This is a genomic window from Vibrio sp. 10N.222.52.B7 (assembly GCF_041474275.1).
Lineage (GTDB): Bacteria > Pseudomonadota > Gammaproteobacteria > Enterobacterales > Vibrionaceae > Vibrio > Vibrio crassostreae_C.
The window spans coordinates 24,982-42,104 of sequence record NZ_JBFRTU010000040.1 but is presented as its reverse complement, the minus strand read 5'-3'; the positions used below and the strand labels follow the sequence as shown (position 1 = coordinate 42,104).

13 protein-coding genes are annotated in these 17,123 nt (G+C 44.0%); 5 read left to right on the top strand and 8 right to left on the bottom strand.

The genetic code is table 11. The features are described 5' to 3' along the window. A partial coding sequence (locus AB4512_RS12285; protein ID WP_372174964.1) for a carbohydrate porin occupies positions 1 to 857 on the bottom strand: 857 nt, incomplete at its 3' end. A 434-nt stretch (positions 858 to 1,291) separates the two neighbouring features. On the opposite strand from AB4512_RS12285, the gene glgX reads away from it, so the two are divergent. The 3 genes from glgX (at position 1,292) to AB4512_RS12270 (ending at position 6,120) form a co-directional block, all read left to right on the top strand. Beyond that, complete coding sequence (glgX, locus tag AB4512_RS12280) at positions 1,292 to 3,277, top strand: glycogen debranching protein GlgX (RefSeq protein ID WP_017069732.1); 1,986 nt, start codon at positions 1,292 to 1,294, stop codon at positions 3,275 to 3,277. Between the two features lie 240 nt (positions 3,278 to 3,517). Beyond that, positions 3,518 to 5,260, top strand: coding sequence for a diguanylate cyclase domain-containing protein (locus tag AB4512_RS12275; RefSeq protein WP_372174963.1), 1,743 nt, complete (start codon positions 3,518 to 3,520; stop codon positions 5,258 to 5,260). A gap of 131 nt (positions 5,261 to 5,391) precedes the next feature. Continuing rightward, positions 5,392 to 6,120 carry a tRNA (adenine(22)-N(1))-methyltransferase TrmK gene (locus tag AB4512_RS12270; protein ID WP_017072289.1) on the top strand — a complete coding sequence of 243 codons (729 nt, stop codon included), beginning with the start codon at positions 5,392 to 5,394 and terminating at the stop codon, positions 6,118 to 6,120. A 105-nt stretch (positions 6,121 to 6,225) separates the two neighbouring features. Here the strand turns inward: AB4512_RS12270 and AB4512_RS12265 are convergent, their stop codons facing one another. Beyond that, positions 6,226 to 7,170: an acyltransferase gene (locus tag AB4512_RS12265; RefSeq protein WP_017063993.1), complete on the bottom strand. Its 945-nt coding sequence runs from the start codon at positions 7,168 to 7,170 to the stop codon at positions 6,226 to 6,228. Between the two features lie 333 nt (positions 7,171 to 7,503). On the opposite strand from AB4512_RS12265, the gene AB4512_RS12260 reads away from it, so the two are divergent. Both AB4512_RS12260 and AB4512_RS12255 read left to right on the top strand, forming a co-directional pair. Further along, complete coding sequence (locus tag AB4512_RS12260) at positions 7,504 to 8,304, top strand: ferredoxin--NADP reductase (protein WP_017058858.1); 801 nt, start codon at positions 7,504 to 7,506, stop codon at positions 8,302 to 8,304. A gap of 612 nt (positions 8,305 to 8,916) precedes the next feature. Continuing rightward, positions 8,917 to 9,909, top strand: a complete 993-nt coding sequence (locus AB4512_RS12255) for a 2-hydroxyacid dehydrogenase (RefSeq protein ID WP_102398419.1) — start codon at positions 8,917 to 8,919, stop codon at positions 9,907 to 9,909. A 120-nt stretch (positions 9,910 to 10,029) separates the two neighbouring features. Here the strand turns inward: AB4512_RS12255 and AB4512_RS12250 are convergent, their stop codons facing one another. The 6 genes from AB4512_RS12250 to AB4512_RS12225 form a co-directional block, all read right to left on the bottom strand. Further along, positions 10,030 to 10,902 (bottom strand): patatin family protein, encoded by an 873-nt coding sequence (locus AB4512_RS12250; RefSeq protein WP_065583767.1) that lies wholly within the window; start codon positions 10,900 to 10,902, stop codon positions 10,030 to 10,032. Between the two features lie 217 nt (positions 10,903 to 11,119). After that, positions 11,120 to 12,571, bottom strand: a complete 1,452-nt coding sequence (locus tag AB4512_RS12245; RefSeq protein WP_372174962.1) for a catalase — start codon at positions 12,569 to 12,571, stop codon at positions 11,120 to 11,122. Positions 12,572 to 12,770: 199 nt separating this feature from the next. Then, the gene (locus tag AB4512_RS12240; protein WP_372174961.1) at positions 12,771 to 13,940 is read right to left on the bottom strand and encodes a glycerate kinase; all 1,170 of its coding nucleotides are present in this window, start codon (positions 13,938 to 13,940) and stop codon (positions 12,771 to 12,773) included. Positions 13,941 to 14,053: 113 nt separating this feature from the next. After that, positions 14,054 to 15,508 (bottom strand): GntP family permease, encoded by a 1,455-nt coding sequence (locus AB4512_RS12235; protein ID WP_372174960.1) that lies wholly within the window; start codon positions 15,506 to 15,508, stop codon positions 14,054 to 14,056. A 180-nt stretch (positions 15,509 to 15,688) separates the two neighbouring features. After that, positions 15,689 to 16,465: a 2-oxo-tetronate isomerase gene (gene otnI, locus AB4512_RS12230; protein ID WP_137001417.1), complete on the bottom strand. Its 777-nt coding sequence runs from the start codon at positions 16,463 to 16,465 to the stop codon at positions 15,689 to 15,691. After that, on the bottom strand, positions 16,465 to 17,112 hold the full coding sequence (locus tag AB4512_RS12225) for an aldolase (protein WP_170967991.1): 648 nt from the start codon (positions 17,110 to 17,112) through the stop codon (positions 16,465 to 16,467). Before AB4512_RS12225 ends, otnI begins: the two co-directional genes overlap by 1 nt. Positions 17,113 to 17,123 lie beyond the last annotated feature (11 nt).

Genomic DNA, 17,123 nt, shown 5'->3' with positions numbered 1-17,123 from the left:
GCAAGTTGGTGACCCATTTCCCAAGACTCGCCAAGGTTCATTACACCCCAGTTAAGGATTCGGTAACCGAAACCATCATCCTGGTCTCCAGAGCGGTCATAATAAGCACCAGAGCCCCACAAATTAGCCATTTGAACACCGTAACCAGCCGTACCTACTTGAACGACCGTTTGGTTAAAGCCATTGCTCATACCTTGGTGGATGATACCTGTAGCAAGTAGGCCGTCATCGCCATCGTATTTGCCATTCTTGTTTTCAGTACCGAAGTTGTATACAACTCCAAGCTCTAAGCTAGCATCTTCCCACAGACCGATATTCGCTAGGCGAGCATCAGCCATGTAACCAGCACCGTTCTTATCTTCGCCATCTTGAATAATTGCTAGAGAAAGTTTTTGATTACCAACTGAAATATTTTCAATACCACCACCAGTACCTGATGTATTTAGAAAGTAGAAGTCAGTGATGTGAATATCTTTACGTTGGTAGTATGTTTTACCAGCCCAAAGTGTCGCTTCTTCATCAAAAGATAAGACGCCAGTTGCTTTAACAGCAAACTGAGCAACGTTAAAGTCACCGTCTTCCCAACCATTTGCGCCATCAGCACCAGAAGCAATCATTGACTCTAAACGCCAAGTTTGCTCACCAGTTTTTAGTTCTTCAGCCAGACCAAACTCAGAATAGTTGTCGTTTTCATTACCTAGACGGCCAATACCATTCTTCATGAATGAAACGTCACCACCATCATTTCCGCTAATACCAGTACCAGCACGCATGTAGCCATTAAAATCTACAGCGAACGCAGAGCCAGCAGCTAATGTAGTTGCCACTGCAACAGCAATCAAACTTACTTTTTTCATTCTTAACTCCATTAAGGACGATTTATTTTAGGTTTTTATATTTTTGCTCTCTTGCGGCAACCAAAGGCAGTAATGGTAGTCGTAAGATAGAGAGGTTTAGGGTTTCCCCTGATTCGTTTCAACGGGGTCAATATTAAGAGGGGATGACAAGTTTGACTTCCTCCGCCCCTAAGTTAATTAAGGGGGACTAGAGGGGAGTAGAAAATATACAGAATGGTGTTTTAAAGAGGTAGATCACTTAATATAGGAGGAGTAGACAGCACACAGATCTAATTATTCAACATAAGTGAGATCTAGCTCAAATATATAATTTGAACTTCATCGATGAATTATTTTTTTTACCGTAATTAATCTGTGAAGTTGCTTGACCTTATTGTGACAAAGCTTTTTACTTATAGTTCACTGATGTCGATAAACGAACAAGAAATCAAGCAATGACTAGAACGCTCGCTCGCCCTTATCCGCTAGGCGCAACGCTAGGTAACACTGGCTGCAACTTCTCTATTTATTCTCCTGACTGTAAATCTCTTTCACTCGCTCTTTTTGACGAGAACGACGAATTCACCACTTATAAATTGGAAAATGAATACGCTGATATCAGATATGTCTTTATTGATGGTATTAAAGCGGGGCAAAAATACGGCTTCATTGCCGAAACGGACAATGGCCCTATCCTGCTTTCAGACCCGTATGCCAAAGCAATAAGCGAACCGCTCGATTACGTCACGCCATATACCAATGAAAAAAGCTTTGCTATGGCGAAATGTGTCGTTGTTGATGACACCTTCGATTGGCAAGATGTAGAAAAGCCACGCATTAGCCGCGAAGATACCGTTCTTTTTGAAACGCATGTAAAAGGTCTATCTCAACTGCACCCAGAAGTGGCTGCCAATACTAAAGGACGCTACTTAGGGTTAGTGAGCCCTGAAATGCTTGCGTTCTACAAACAGCAAAATATCAACTCTCTACAGCTTTTGCCCATTGCCGCATGCATGCATGAACCACACCTATTAGACATGGGTAAAGTGAACTATTGGGGTTACAACCCATACTTGTTTATGGTGCCTGACCCTCGCTACGCAGAGAAAGATGCCGTAAACGAGTTAAAGACTGCGATTCGCGAACTGCACCGCAATGGCATCGAAGTCATTCTAGACGTGGTGTACAACCACACAGCAGAAGGTGGGGAAGGCGGAACCACCTTCAACCTAAAAGCACTCGATAGCCGCTACTACATTAAACATGGCTGCCATTACGCGAACTTCACTGGCTGTGGAAACACCGTCGACCTTACCCACCAGCCAGCACTCAACTTAGTAATGGATACGCTTCGTTACTGGGTAAGCGAATTCCAAGTCGACGGCTTCCGTTTTGACTTGGCAGCGACACTGGGGCGCGAAGGTGACAACTACAACCCTGAGGCTGCTTTCTTTAAAGCCGTAGCTCAAGACCCTGTACTTAAAGAAACTAAGTTAATCGCAGAGCCGTGGGATATTGGTCCTAATGGTTATCAAGTGGGTAATTTCCCGCTTGGTTGGAATGAATGCAATGACAAGCTTAGAGACATCACACGTAGCTTCTGGCGCGGTGATCAGGGTTACCTAAAAGAGTTTGCTACACGCCTAATGGGCTCTCGTGATATCTACAGTGCAGCGCACTGGCCTTACAAACTCACCGTCAACTACATCACTTACCATGATGGCTTCACCATGCAGGACCTTGTCTCGTACAAGCACAAGCACAATGAAGAAAATGGTGAGAATAACCGCGATGGGCATGGTGATAACCGTTCTGAAAACTACGGTGTTGAAGGTGAAACCGAAAACCTGTTAGTTATCGCAACACGTGAAAAGCAGAAACGCAACTTCATGGCGAGCCTGCTGTTTGCTTTTGGTATTCCTCATATTTTGACGGCCGATGTGTTATCTCATACTCAAAAAGGTAACAACAACGCTTACTGCCAAGATGGCGTGACCAGCTGGCTTAACTGGGAAGATTCAGAGCGCAAGACTTACTTCAAGACTTGGTTATCTGAAATGATCTCTGCTCGTCAGCAATACATGGTGCCGTTTATTAAGGCATTCAGTGGCGAAAAGCGTAACTCTAACCGCATCTTCTGGAGCCGTGTCGATGGCACACTTATGGAGCATGACGACTGGAACCGCTTAAGCTCAGTCGCTTTGCATTTAGGTATTGGTAAAGATGGCGACGAGTTAATTTATCTTATCAACCAAACCAATGCGCCAGCACGTTTCTCGTTACCGAATGACCGTGAACAAAACTGGGTAACCATCTGTGATACCAACTTGCGAAACGTTAAACCCGGTCATGCAGAAGGTGAAATGTTGTTGTCGCCAACTTCGATGGCAATTTTGCACTATTCGCCAGATCAGGCTGATTTGATTAAAGCAAAAGCTTAGTCAGCTTAATAAAACACCGAAAACCATAGAAGCCAGTTATATTTACAGCTGGCTTTTTTGTTAGCTGAATATCACAAAAATCATTCATCCATATGGAATCATTTGCATTGATGTGGTTAATGAAACTGTTTAGTATTGCCGTACTATAAAAATGAATCTATAACGTCTTTGGATATCATGGCTTTACCTAAAACATTAATTCGGCTTTTTAAACCATACATTATTTTATTAACTGGAGGGATGCTCTATCTTGCTATGACTCAGCTTGAAAAAGTAGAAACAGCAGCAACAGAACAATCATCATCAAACATTCGTATCGCAAGCTCTACCATTCGTTCCAACATCGAAGCCACATTCGGCAAACTCTATTTTTTAGAAACCAGTCTAGGCTTGCCTAAAACGGCTCCAATCGGTGATAAAAAATTCAGAGAATTGAGTGATAATATTCTAAGAAGAACACCAAATTTCTCCGATATCGTTCGATACCAACCTAACTCCCAACATTATGTCTCCACTCGTGGCCTTCCTCTTTCCAATGAACAAATCGCCACAATACAATGGCATTCAATAGACGGTGTTGTAGAAGATTTTTACATCTCTTCCGTTTACCAAAAAGCCGATGGACGATGGGTTTTCGCCGTTAAACACACTGCAGAAAAGCTCAACGAAGAAATATGGATTGAGTTTGATTTAATGCATACCACGCAAGGTTTAAGAGATTTAAAAACGCTTAATAATGGCTATGTATTTGTTGTAGACAGAGCAACAGAGCGACTGGTATTCCACCCGGATCCACAGCGTATCGGTTCTAAATCCATCAGCTTCCATGCAGGGATCAGCCACCAACTCTCACAAGGTGAAACCGTTGGTAAGCACGAATATTACTATCAAGATAACTTCAAAATATCGGTATTTGACGCAGACAACAGCTTAAATTGGGTGTTCATTGCGGGCACTGACCGCCATGACATCTTAACCAGCTCACATCAATTTACGTTGACGGGCTTAGTACTGGGCTCACTCCTGCTATTGTGGATTGGTGCCAACTATCTGGCTTATCGTTTGAACGTGTCCTTGTCGCAACTGAATAAAGTCGATGACCTTGTAAGCTTTAAGCGAGAGTTAAAATCCATACTGGATAGTTTCACCTACCAAAAAGGCATTCAATTCTGTCTCTATCAGCTTGAGAACCACGCATTCAGTACCATCGACTATCACGGAAACAAATCCACGGTACATTGTGACAAAGCCCTTGCAGAGCGATTTACACCGGACACTATGGCTTACCGAAGTGGTAAGTACGCCGATCCACTGGCGTGTAAACTCAAAATACACCAACGTCATTACTGTATTCCTTTGCACTCTCGTCAGCAGTTGATCGCAGTGTTGTACGTAAACGCAAACTTACCGATCAGCCAGAGTATTCTACGAATGATCCGTGATTACACTGAAGTCTCTTTGTCTAACTTACTGCTTCAACATCTATTGAGCAGCAAAGATCTGATGACGCAGTTAGACAATAAGAGCAGTTTCAGCATCGCCATCGAAAACTACGTGAGCGAGCCCGATACCTATGTCGCTCTGCTTGATATCGATAACTTCGACCACGTAAACCGAGCCTACGGTGAAGCGGTGGGCGACAAGATGATCAAGCTGACTGCAGAATCGATACGCAGTTACTTCCCCAAGCCAAAGGGACTTTGCTTGGCTCGTGTTGGAGGAAAGGAGTTCGCAGTATTATTCAAAGCCAATGATGTGAAAGATGCCAAATTCCAGCTAGACCAGTGCAGAGTCGCAATCGCGGAGAAAACCATCGTCACTCCAGATATCACCTTATCGCTAGGGGTTAGCGTGGGATACTCGCAAATAGAAAGCGAAACAGACTCAGCTTTAGCGCTGGCGGAACAGGCAAAGCTTATCGCGCAACAACTTGGTAAGAACCGAGTGGAAGGCCATATCAGAGCCATTGCCAAAGCATCGTAAACCTATACTAACAATTCTGTAGCCACTACAAAGCACCTAGGATTCACACCCTAGATGCTTTTGTTTTTCTAGAAAGTCATTACAATGCGCCTTCGATAAGACAACACCCCTTTTCTAACGACGCGAACCTTATGAAGCTAAGTAACCGACTGCAAACTCTCCACTCCCTTGTCAGCAATGACTACCAGCATATTTGGGACTGTTGCTGTGATCATGGCTTTTTGGGTGTTCAACTGTTATCGGATAATAAAGCGCCTCAGATTCACTTTGTCGACATTGTCCCGTCTCTGATGAGTGAGCTTGAAGGCAAGCTAGCGCGCTACTTTCCGCAAGATAACAGAGCCGAACAAACGGTTAGCAGCCAATGGCAAGTCTACTGCATGGATGTCGCCGCTATTCCGCTTGAGAAACATACAGGCAAACACTTAGTTATTATTGCGGGTGTCGGTGGCGATCTTACTCAAAAGCTCGTCGATGATATTCATCGTCAACACCCAGACAAAGCGATCGATTTCTTGCTTTGTCCGGTGCATCAGCAATTCGAGTTGAGAAGCCATTTAAAGGCGATCCATTTTGGTCTTATTGATGAAGTGTTGATTGAAGAGAACCGTCGTTACTACGAGATTTTATTGGTGAGTAATAGTCGCGGTGATTCAGAAAAGAGCCAAACCGTTAGCGAGATATCAAACGTCGGTGACAAGATCTGGACACCAAGTTGTGATGAACAAGTGAAGGTATCACAGCAATACAAAGCCAAAACATTGCAGCACTACTTACGTATCCATCAAGGACAAGAGAAGCAAGGCAAACCTAGCCAAGTAAAGCATATTATTGATGCTTACCAGGCGGTTAAGCCATAGTAAGTACTAACTTAATGGTTTGAATATTAAGAAAGTCAAATTAATAAAAAAGCCGATAGTTCAATGAGCTATCGGCTTTATTAATGCTATCGATTCAGTTTTAGCTTACTGTTCTTGTTTCTTATAAGCCACATCAGGCTCGTCAACTGTCTCTACCTCAGAAGGCTTATCAACCCCATAAACCGTATCAAGGTAGACGTCTTTCTCTTTCCACGTGCTGTTCAACCAATTGTGGAAGCGACGTTTAAAAGCCTTATCTTCAAAGTAATTACCGTTCACGTTCTCATCCATTGGATGCAATTTAATACGCACAACGACCTTAGTCATTTTGCCCTTCAGCATATCTTCAAACGGAGAGGTTTGGTTTTCAGGGTAAGCTAAGGTCACATCCACGATGCCATCCAAAATTGGGCCCATTGCAGATAAAGCAAATGCCACGCCCCCAGTTTTCGGCTTCAATAAGTGGCGATAAGGGGTCTTTGCTGACGCCAGTTTCTCGTGGTTTGCACGAGTCCCTTCAACAAAATTAACCAATGTTGTCGGTGCTAATTTGAACTTAGTACACGCTTTATTGATTGCATTAAAATCATCATTACGGCGTTCTGGGTTGCGTAATAGGAACTCACGAGAGTGGCGTCTCATGAATGGCATATCTAAGCCCCAGCAGGCCAAGCCAACAAATGGTACGTACAACAATTCATGTTTCAAGAAGTACTTCGTCATCGGCATTTTGTCTTTTAGGATTGAAGACAAAATCACAATATCTGCCCAGCTTAGGTGGTTAGACATCATCAAATACCACTGCTTGGTCGAAATATCTTCCCCCCCTTCCACTTGCCATTCGATATCGTTATTGGCGTTCAACATCCATAAATTAAGAGAAGCCCAACACCAGAATGTGAAGTTAGCTAAGCGAGTGCATGATTTTTGAACGACAGAAATTGGCAAAATAAGTTTGATTAGGGCAAACAGGCTCACAGCCAATGCGGTGAATGCAGTATTAATGGTCACGAACAATACGTTCAAGGCCATACGAAGATTATCAAGCATAAAACACAGTTATATTGAGAACGAAAGCCGCCATTATACGCATCTATAAATTATTCTCTTCAGTAATTGATTGAATATCCTAGGGGTCAAACCACTCAACCTATGCTAACGATGTTCAACCAGTTAAAGCCTATTAAAACGAAACCAAAAACACACAAATGAGTCATTTGGAAACCATTAGCATATTGTCTTTTTGACAACATTCGATCTAATAACCATCCCCCAAACCAGTATTGATAAGCATTCTCACTATAGGCATGGTACATGCAACTCTAAAGTGTAAATAGTTGAGTATCCTTAATGAGATAACTTCTCTTCTTAAAGGTGGATGATATGACAGATATTCCTCATGGTTTAGTTACAGGCAAAGTCCTAAACAAAACAGAATGGACAGATCAATTGTTCTCACTCCAGGTTAGTGCACCTGTCTCTTCTTATCAGGCAGGTCAGTTCACGAAACTTGGCTTACTTAACAGTGAGGATGAGTTCGTAAGACGCGCCTATTCGATGGTGAACGCGCCAGAGCACGAACAAGGTCATCAACATCTGGAATTTTTGATTATTAAGGATCAGAACGGTCAGCTTTCACCTCAACTTCATGAGTTGAAGATGGGCGATGACATCTTTGTCGGCAAAGACCCAAGTGGCTTTATGACCTTAGATGAGATCCCAGAGATCGCCGACGATCTATGGATGCTTTCAACCGGAACCGCGGTAGGCCCATTTATCTCAATACTTGAGAGCATGCAGATACAGCAAAATGAGTTGGCTTCAGACAAAGCCTCTTCATTCAAGAATCTGGTTCTAGTGCATGCTGTAAGAACAGAGCAAGACCTGACTTATCGAGATCGTATCACTCAACTCGTTAATCACTTTCAAGGGAGACTTAAATATGTGCCAATTATTTCTAGAGAATCAGTTACCGGAACTTTGCGCGGACGAATCCCAAATTTGTTACTTGGAGGCGACCTCGAGCAAGCCGCGTCTGTCGCTTTCAATCAAACCCGCAGTTTTTTCTACCTTTGCGGCAATCCGCAAATGGTTCGTGACACAAGCGAAGCGCTAACTAGCTTAGGTTTCGAAAAGCACTTACGCAGAAAACCCGGTCAATTCAGCAGTGAGAACTACTGGTAAATAACAACCGCCACTCGTTAGACAGAAGCACAACTTTCAAAGAACAGTTAGAGAAGAGGTTTTATATGAGTCATTTACGTATTCCGTCACACTGGAAAATTCAACGTTCCACACCCGAAAGTAAGATTCATTCAATATTGATGAACTTATAAGCAAGCAACCTCGTAATGTGATTTTTAATGTTCAATAAGTGAAGACAAAAGATCAAATAACCATAGCAATTACAATGACTAATGGTGATAGACAAGAGAAAAAAACTCTAGCACACTGAATAGAGTTGTAGGGCATGTTGACCTATCGAGCTGATTTTTGCAGCCGTTTGTGGGTTATTTATACAAGGCAGAGAATTCGACGTGTAGCTCGCCTACATGAGAATTCGATAACGCTGTAGAAAGGAACCACAAACACTGCCCGAAGGGTTCGGCTAAAATCGTTTTACTCTTTGTTGAGAGGGTTTTGCTTAGAATGACTAGGCGGCAAACCTCTCGTCGCGATTAAAACGATTTTATCTCGAACAAAACTTAACCGCGAAAGGTCAACATGCCCTCGTTTTAATCCCGTTTCAAAGAATGAATCAGTGGGTTATTTATATTTTAGGTAAGAGAGGAAGCCATGCTCAACATTGCTTTTTTTAGCTCAAAATCATACGACGAAAAATCATTCGAACTGGCAAAAGGCGAACTCAACGCTGAGTTTCATTTTCACGATTTTCGACTCACCACAACAACAGCAAAAATGGCGCACGACAACGAAGTGGTTTGTGCGTTTGTAAACGATGACCTATCGCGAGACGTGTTAGAGATTCTTGCTCAAGGCCGCACCAAGTTAATCGCGATGCGCTGTGCGGGGTTTGACAAGGTCGACCTAGACGCAGCCAAAGAGTTTGGTCTGCAAGTGGTTCGCGTTCCGGCTTACTCACCAGAATCGGTAGCAGAACACACGGTTGGCATGATGATGTGTTTGAACCGTAAACTACACAAGGCATACCAACGCACTCGTGATGCGAACTTCTCTCTTGAGGGGTTAGTTGGCTTTAACTTCCACGGTAAAACGGTCGGTATGATTGGCTCGGGTAAGATTGGCCTAGCGACGATGCGAATTCTGAAGGGTTTAGGCATGAATATCCTATGCTATGACCCATATCCAAACCCGTTAGCTGTTGAGTTAGGCGCTAAATACGTTGAACTCGACGAACTTTACCAAGAGTCTGATGTGATTTCTCTACACTGCCCAATGAGTAAAGAGAACTACCACCTATTAGATGCGACTGCGTTTGAGAAGATGAAAGACGGCGTGATGATTGTCAACACCAGCCGTGGTGAACTACTGGATTCCACAGCTGCTATCGAAGCGCTTAAACAGAGTAAGATTGGCGCACTTGGTCTTGATGTGTATGACAACGAGAAAGAGCTGTTCTTCCAAGACAAATCAAATGACGTGATTGTCGATGATGTGTTCCGCCGTCTATCTGCTTGTCACAACGTGCTGTTCACAGGTCACCAAGCTTTCTTAACCAAAGATGCTCTGTTCAATATCGCGAACACAACACTCACCAGTGTTGATGCTTTCTTTGCTGGCAACACCAGCGGCAACGAACTCGTTTAATAACAGATTGAGTTAACAGCAGGCTGAGTTAAAAACAAACTAGGTCTACAGATACAAAGCCACGCTATTCTGAAGTGAACAGCGTGGCTTCGTCGTTTATTCAGTATTCTAAAACCGTTCCTAGACGCAGAAATGACAATCTTCAGTGTCTAAACCATAAACGCCTTTTCTAATAGCAAGGTGCTCTTCACCGGCTTTGACGCCCATCTCGTAACCTGTATTAAGAGTACTTTGATCCATAGTTAAACGCTTAACCGCGAAGGCTTCAGGTGGCGCTATCACTTTAATAGTCGCATCTTTGGGTGGGTTACGAATGAACTCCAGAGACTGGTTGTAGTTTTCAGCACGTACCGCCATCGACTCAGCAATATTCGGGAATTTCTTTAATAGTTTCTTCAGCATCCATTGGTGCTTTTGAGGCTTCATTCGGTAGCTCAATGGGTGAGACAGAATCACGGTAATATCGCGTGCGCCACGGCGATATGCTTCACGAACCGGAATCGAATCGGCTACACCGCCATCGGTATAACAGCCACCAGAGAAACACGGAGTTTCACGGTAAGCGATAGGTAAAGCCGTTGTTGCTTCAACAACATTAGAAAGGTTTTCTGGCTTAATATGGTAGTAGTCTGCACTGCCCGTATCGACATTTGTGACAGCAGCAATGAGTGGGATACTTGAAAACAACTCACCACAATCGAGCGGATAACGTTGATTGGATTCGTTCCATAACCATTTAACATCTACCAAGTTACCGCCTTTGGCAAAGCGAGCAGGATTAAAGAAAGTTTTATCCGTCGCCATCGTGGTGATCACATCATAACTGCGTTTTGGTGCATGAGATAAGTAGCCAACCAGATTCGACACACCTGCAGATACGCCGATGGCAAAATCATAAGGACGGAAATCGTCTTGCATGAAGGCGTCTAAAACTCCAGCAGCAAAAATACCTCTCATTGCTCCACCTTCAACGATTAATGCGCTCTTATTCATCTCAAACTCTTCTACTTTATAAACTGATAGTCGTAGAATAATCCCATCACTCTTACAAAGATAATGGGATAGATTTATCAATTCGATAGGTAAAAACTATCAATGTGGATTGTTATATTTTTCAATGACTTAGGGTTGCTTGATATTCAGCGAGATCAAAAAAGGCCATCGAGTAGTTCACTCAACGGCCTTTCAATTAACGAATCAAGATGATTGATTACGACTTAAATTCGCTCACGTCGATTTCAAGCAGTTTACCAATGCCTTCACCGTATGCAGGGTCAGCTTTGTAACAGTGTCTTAGGTGACGCAATTGAATCTCTTTTGGCACGCCGCCTAGGTTGCGAGCAGTGTTATCAAAAAGAATCGCTTGCTTCTCTGGTGTCATTAGGCGGAACAAGTCACCCGGTTGCGAGAAGTAATCTTCATCTTCGCGGTGATCCCAGTGTGCTGCTGCGCCATCTAGGTTCAGTGCTGGTTCAGCGAAATCTGGTTGCTCAGCCCATTGACCTTCGTTGTTTGGCTCATAACCTAATGTGCCACCGAAGTTACCATCGACACGCATCGCGCCATCACGGTGGTAGCTGTGTACTGGGCAACGAGGCGCATTCACTGGAATGTGCTGATGGTTTACACCCAAACGGTAACGTTGTGCATCACCGTAAGCAAACAGACGACCTTGCAGCATCTTGTCTGGCGAGAAGCTGATACCTGGAACTACGTTCGCTGGGTTGAATGCTGACTGCTCTACTTCTGCGAAGAAGTTTTGCGGGTTACGATTTAGCTCAAATTCGCCCACTTCGATCAACGGGTAATCTGCATGAGGCCAGATCTTAGTCAAATCGAACGGGTTGTATGGAACCTTCGCTGCATCCGCTTCTGGCATCACTTGTACTTTCAACGTCCATTTCGGGAAATCTTGGTTATCGATGCTGTCTAGCAAATCACGTTGGTGGCTTTCGCGATCATCACCGATCACTTGTGCCGCTTCTGCATCAGAAAGGTTCTTAATACCTTGCTGAGATTTGAAGTGGAATTTCACCCAGAAACGTTCGTTATCAGCGTTGATGAAGCTGAACGTGTGGCTACCAAAGCCGTGCATGTGACGGTAAGTCGCAGGGATACCACGGTCACTCATTACGATAGTAATTTGGTGCAGAGCTTCCGGCAAAGAAGTCCAGAAATCCCAGTTGTTTTTCGCGCTACGCATGTTGGTGCGTGGGTCACGTTTCACCGCGTGGTTTAAGTCAGGGAACTTAAGAGGATCACGAAGGAAGAATACTGGCGTGTTGTTGCCCACCATATCCCAGTTGCCTTCTTCAGTATAAAACTTCAATGCAAAGCCACGAATATCACGTTCAGCATCGGCAGCACCGCGCTCACCCGCAACTGTTGTGAAACGTGCAAACAAGTCGGTTTTTTTACCTATTTCAGAGAACAATTTTGCCTTGGTGTATTTTGTGATGTCGTGTGTAACGGTAAATGTGCCGTAAGCACCTGAGCCTTTCGCGTGCATACGACGCTCTGGAATCACTTCACGATCAAAATGGGCCAATTTCTCCAAAAACCAAACGTCTTGAAGAAGTTGTGGACCACGTTTGCCCGCCGTTTGAACATTCTGGTTATGAGCGACAGGACAACCCGCAGCTGTGGTCAGTTTTTTATTCATGGTCTATTCCTTAAGGTTAAAGATATCGCATCGTTGCCACATCTTAGATTTAAGTGGATTCAATACTTTAAAAACCACTAAAACAATATGGATAAAGAATAGACCTGAGTTGGCAGAAAATATAATCGTTTATATTTATCGTTGTTATCTATGAAACCTATTGAACTTCACTGCGAATAAGCCTATGTATAACTTCGGTTTATTTAAAAATGGCATGGCCTAACCTCAGAGTTGAGGCAATGTTCCTCGCCGTTCTGGTTAGGTTCAATTCAGCTTCTCGCAGTACTTGCTCGAGTGACTGAGGAGAGCGCACTGTACCAAACAAGCTGTTCATTTCACCATATAAGGCTTCGACTTCTGTACCTAAAGAACCTGCAATCCCTATGGTCGGAATGCCTTGTAAGCTCGCACGTTTGGCAATGCCATAAGGCGTCTTTCCTTGCAGAGTTTGATTGTCCATTTTCCCTTCACCGGTAATCACAAGATCTGCGCCTTTCAATACTTCATCGGCTTGCAAAACATCAAGCACCATCTCAATACCCGGTTTAATCTGCATGTTAAACAACAAACCAAGCCCCATTGGAGCACCACCAGCCGCGCCATAACCAGTACGCTTGTGAACGGGATCATCCCCACGAACACAACCTTGCGATTCAACTACTTGAGCAAAATTCTCAAGCGCCTTATCAAGCATCACAACTTGTTCTGGGCTTGCGCCTTTTTGTGGGCCGAATATATGGCTAGCACCGTTATCACCACACAACGGATTATCGACATCGCACGCCACAATTAACTCGATATCAGCATAGCGTGAATCTAAACCAGTAAGATCAATCGATGATAAATCAGCTAGTGCAACGCCACCTCGGTTAAGCTCTTGCCCTGCATTATCTAACAGTGTCCCACCTAATGCTTGAACAATACCTGCACCGCCATCATTAGTTGCACTGCCACCCAATCCAAGAATAATCGTTTGAGCGCCCTGCTCTATCGCCTCCAAAATCAATTGCCCCGTTCCGAATGAAGAAGCAATCAATGGATCACGCTGCTCTGGTTTCAACAAGTCCAAACCCGATGCAGCAGCAATTTCAACCAGTGCCGTTTTGTTCGGGTTGCTATTGGATGACTCAAGCATCGCCCATTCAGCATTAACTTGTTGCCCTAACGGCCCTTCGACTTGCCTATGTCGCTTTTCACCAACAAGCCCTTGGAGCAATACATCCACAGTCCCTTCACCACCATCAGCCAAAGGCAATGTTACGTATTCAGCGTCTGGGAAGATTTCACGAAAGCCCTTTTCAATACACGCCGCCACAGATACAGCCGATAGAGATTCTTTAAACGAGTCTGGTGCAATAACAATTTTCATACTGAGAGATCCAAAAGATTAGTAATTTTGATGAGTGCCCGATCCAAAAATGCCCCTATTGAAGATCAGCAAGCTAATCACTTAATAGGGGCAGTATATAAAGGTAAGTCGTATTAGTTAGTAACGGCTGTCTTTACTTGTGATTTCTCTTTGCTTTTTAGCCAAACGAATACAGCACCTAGAACCGCAATTGGAATCAGTGGGTCGATCAACGTACCGCCTTTACCAAACACTAAGTTTAGAATCATGATGATGCTTGCACCAATCGCCCATGCGATAGTTGAAGACACAGACCAGATCTTAATTTGGTCAGCAAGTTCAGTAATACCTAACGTACGGTTGATGATGTGGAAGTATGAATCGTTCAAATGAGAGAAGCCAACCGGACCTACCGCACATGCAAGTGCTACGAATACTGGGTCTAGACCTAACGTTTCAACCAATGGCAGCGTCATCGTTGCTGCAACCATCATTGATGCCGTTGCTGAACCTTGGATTAGACGAAGCATTGAAGCAATTGCTAGTGGTACAAGTAGAGGTGGAATACCGCTGCTCGCGATAGCTTCGGCTACTTGAGGGCCAGCACCTGATGCTTTAAGTACTGCACCCATTGCGCCACCACAGCCAGTTACCACAAGAATTAGACCTGTAGTAGACAGAGCATCATCCATAGAGCTAACCATGTCTTTGCGCTCAATATGACGAGTAAGACCGTATAGCGCCATAAGAACACCGATACCAACAGCAACCACTGGGTTACCAATCAACGAAATAACGTTGTGCATTGCAGTGTCACCTTGACCAACAAGCGTGTTGATTAGGATGAATGCGATTGGCAGCAGAATTGGACCGAATGATAAAAAGTTACTTGGTAGCTCTCTGTCATCTGTTTCTTTTACTTTCTCAAGGTTTGCCCAATCAGCTTGGTTAGTAATCCATGTCTCTCCGTTTGGTACGCGGTAGTACTCATTACCTACTCGGCGAATATAAATCATAGAAAGAAGCATCATAGGGATAGAAACCATCAAACCCAATAACATGTATTCACCTAGGTCTACACCCAGAATTCCAGCCACAGCAACTGGACCCGGTGTTGGTGGCACAAGTGCGTGAGTGATAAGCAAGCCAAGCGCTAGAGTTACACCAAGGCCAACCGCTGACTTACCCGTATCACGTGAAATTGCGCGAACAAGAGAATGCAAAATGATGTACGCAGAGTCACAGAAAACTGGGATAGCGACAAGCACCCCTGTAAAACCTAGTGCTAAGTCTTCACGACCTTTACCACACAGCTTTACAAACGTTTTTGCCATTCGAACAGCGGCTCCAGATCGTTCGAAACACGCGCCCATGATAACGCCGAATGCGATGATCAAACCAATGCCACCAAGCACGCCACCAAAACCAGCTTTAATTGCATCAATCAACTCTGTTGGCGCCATACCCGCAAAAAGACCCATGATGATACTTGCAATAACCATAGCAAGTGCGACTGGGATTCTCGTTTTAATGATCATACCCATCATGGCTAAGATGCCAATTACGATGCCTATCAGTGCTCCATCCATTTTTATATTCCTTTTGTCTCTTTCTTCATTTTTATGAAAATTGTAGGGTGGTGCATATAGGTGATATCGGGATCACCTATTGCACTTTATCGTTATGTGTTGGCTTACCTGTAAGCCGTGTTATCTAAATCAGTTCTTTACTTTTATGGTTCGTTACATATAAACGGCATTCACACCGCGCTATAAATAACTTTTTACCCAGCTAAGCCCCTCTTCTGTCGTGCCTCTTGGGTTATATTCACAACCAATCCAACCTAGGTAACCTGAATCATCCAGAACATTAAATAGATGTGGGTAATTCAGTTCGCCTTCCGATGGTTCATGCCTTTCTGGTACAGAAGCAATTTGGATATGACCGGTATAAGCAGCCACTTCACGAATCAAAGTACTTAAATCACCATCCATGATTTGCGCGTGATAAAGGTCGAGTTGCAGCTTCACATTTGGCCTATCGACTAACTTAATCAGTTCAACAGCGTCACGTTGGTGAGCAACGAAATAATTAGGAACATCACGGCTATTTAGCGGTTCAATCATCAATTCGATGTTATGCTCAGCAAACTTATCTGCGGCAAAACGAATATTTGAGATAAAGGTTTCAACGTGTTGCTGCCTCGTGAAATTCGCATCATGTAGACCCGACATCGCGTGAACTTTCTTGCAGTTCAGCGCTTTAGCGTACATAAGTGCCGTATCAACGCTGGCTTTAAACTCTTCTTCACGGCCAGGAATCGCTGCGAAGCCTCGTTCACCTGCGTCCCAATCACCCGGAGGCATGTTGAACAGCGCCTGTTCAAAGCCAAATTTTTGCATTTTTTCGGCAAGCTCTTCGGCCTCAAATGCATAAGGGAATAGGTATTCAACTGCTTTGAAACCGACTTGATGTGCTTTTTCAAAGCGATCTAAAAATGGTACTTCTGTGAATAACATCGTTAAGTTTGCTGCGAACTTAGCCATTATTTGCCTCTCCCTTTTAAATCCATAACTTCTTCGTCCGTTAGGTAACGGATATCATTCCCTTTCAATAAGAATGCTAATTTGGCGGTCTCTTCTAGCTCTTCAGCGTTATCAACGGCATCAACAAAGTCAGTGCCTGTTACTACTGGGCCGTGGTTTGCTAACAAAAATGCTCGATAATCACCTGCTCGTTTTGCCAACTCTTCAGCGATTTGCGGGTCACCCGGACGTAGGTAAGGAATGACTGGTAACTCGCCAATTCGCATCACGAAATACGGTGTGAAAGCCTTAATCGCGTTGTTACGATCCAACCCTTCAAGGCAAGATAGTGCAGTTAGGTATGTAGAGTGCAGGTGTACAATCGCATTGCACTCCGCATTATTTCTATAAATCGCTAGGTGGAATGCCGCTTCTTTAGAAGGCTTCTTACCTGAGATGTGGTTGCCATCGATATCAACAACCGACAATTCTTCAGCCACAAGACGGCCAAATGAAGAGCCTGTTGGTGTTGCTAGAAAATACCCATTAGGTAATTTGATAGACAGGTTACCTGCACCACCAGTGGCGTAACCTCGTTCAAACATTGAACGAGCGAGCGTGACCATTTGCTCTCTTAACTGCTGCTCGTTCATCAAAACTTTACTCATTTGAATCTCGC

What these genes read in the sequence shown, in the direction of transcription:
- glgX (WP_017069732.1), top strand. Translation starts at nt 1,292, where the DNA reads ATGACTAGAACGCTCGCTCGCCCTTATCCGCTAGGCGCAACGCTAGGT.
- AB4512_RS12275 (WP_372174963.1), top strand. Translation starts at nt 3,518, where the DNA reads ATGCTCTATCTTGCTATGACTCAGCTTGAAAAAGTAGAAACAGCAGCA.
- AB4512_RS12270 (WP_017072289.1), top strand. Translation starts at nt 5,392, where the DNA reads ATGAAGCTAAGTAACCGACTGCAAACTCTCCACTCCCTTGTCAGCAAT.
- AB4512_RS12265 (WP_017063993.1), bottom strand. Translation starts at nt 7,170, where the DNA reads ATGCTTGATAATCTTCGTATGGCCTTGAACGTATTGTTCGTGACCATT.
- AB4512_RS12260 (WP_017058858.1), top strand. Translation starts at nt 7,504, where the DNA reads ATGACAGATATTCCTCATGGTTTAGTTACAGGCAAAGTCCTAAACAAA.
- AB4512_RS12255 (WP_102398419.1), top strand. Translation starts at nt 8,917, where the DNA reads ATGCTCAACATTGCTTTTTTTAGCTCAAAATCATACGACGAAAAATCA.
- AB4512_RS12250 (WP_065583767.1), bottom strand. Translation starts at nt 10,902, where the DNA reads ATGAATAAGAGCGCATTAATCGTTGAAGGTGGAGCAATGAGAGGTATT.
- AB4512_RS12245 (WP_372174962.1), bottom strand. Translation starts at nt 12,571, where the DNA reads ATGAATAAAAAACTGACCACAGCTGCGGGTTGTCCTGTCGCTCATAAC.
- AB4512_RS12240 (WP_372174961.1), bottom strand. Translation starts at nt 13,940, where the DNA reads ATGAAAATTGTTATTGCACCAGACTCGTTTAAAGAATCTCTATCGGCT.
- AB4512_RS12235 (WP_372174960.1), bottom strand. Translation starts at nt 15,508, where the DNA reads ATGGATGGAGCACTGATAGGCATCGTAATTGGCATCTTAGCCATGATG.
- otnI (WP_137001417.1), bottom strand. Translation starts at nt 16,465, where the DNA reads ATGGCTAAGTTCGCAGCAAACTTAACGATGTTATTCACAGAAGTACCA.
- AB4512_RS12225 (WP_170967991.1), bottom strand. Translation starts at nt 17,112, where the DNA reads ATGAGTAAAGTTTTGATGAACGAGCAGCAGTTAAGAGAGCAAATGGTC.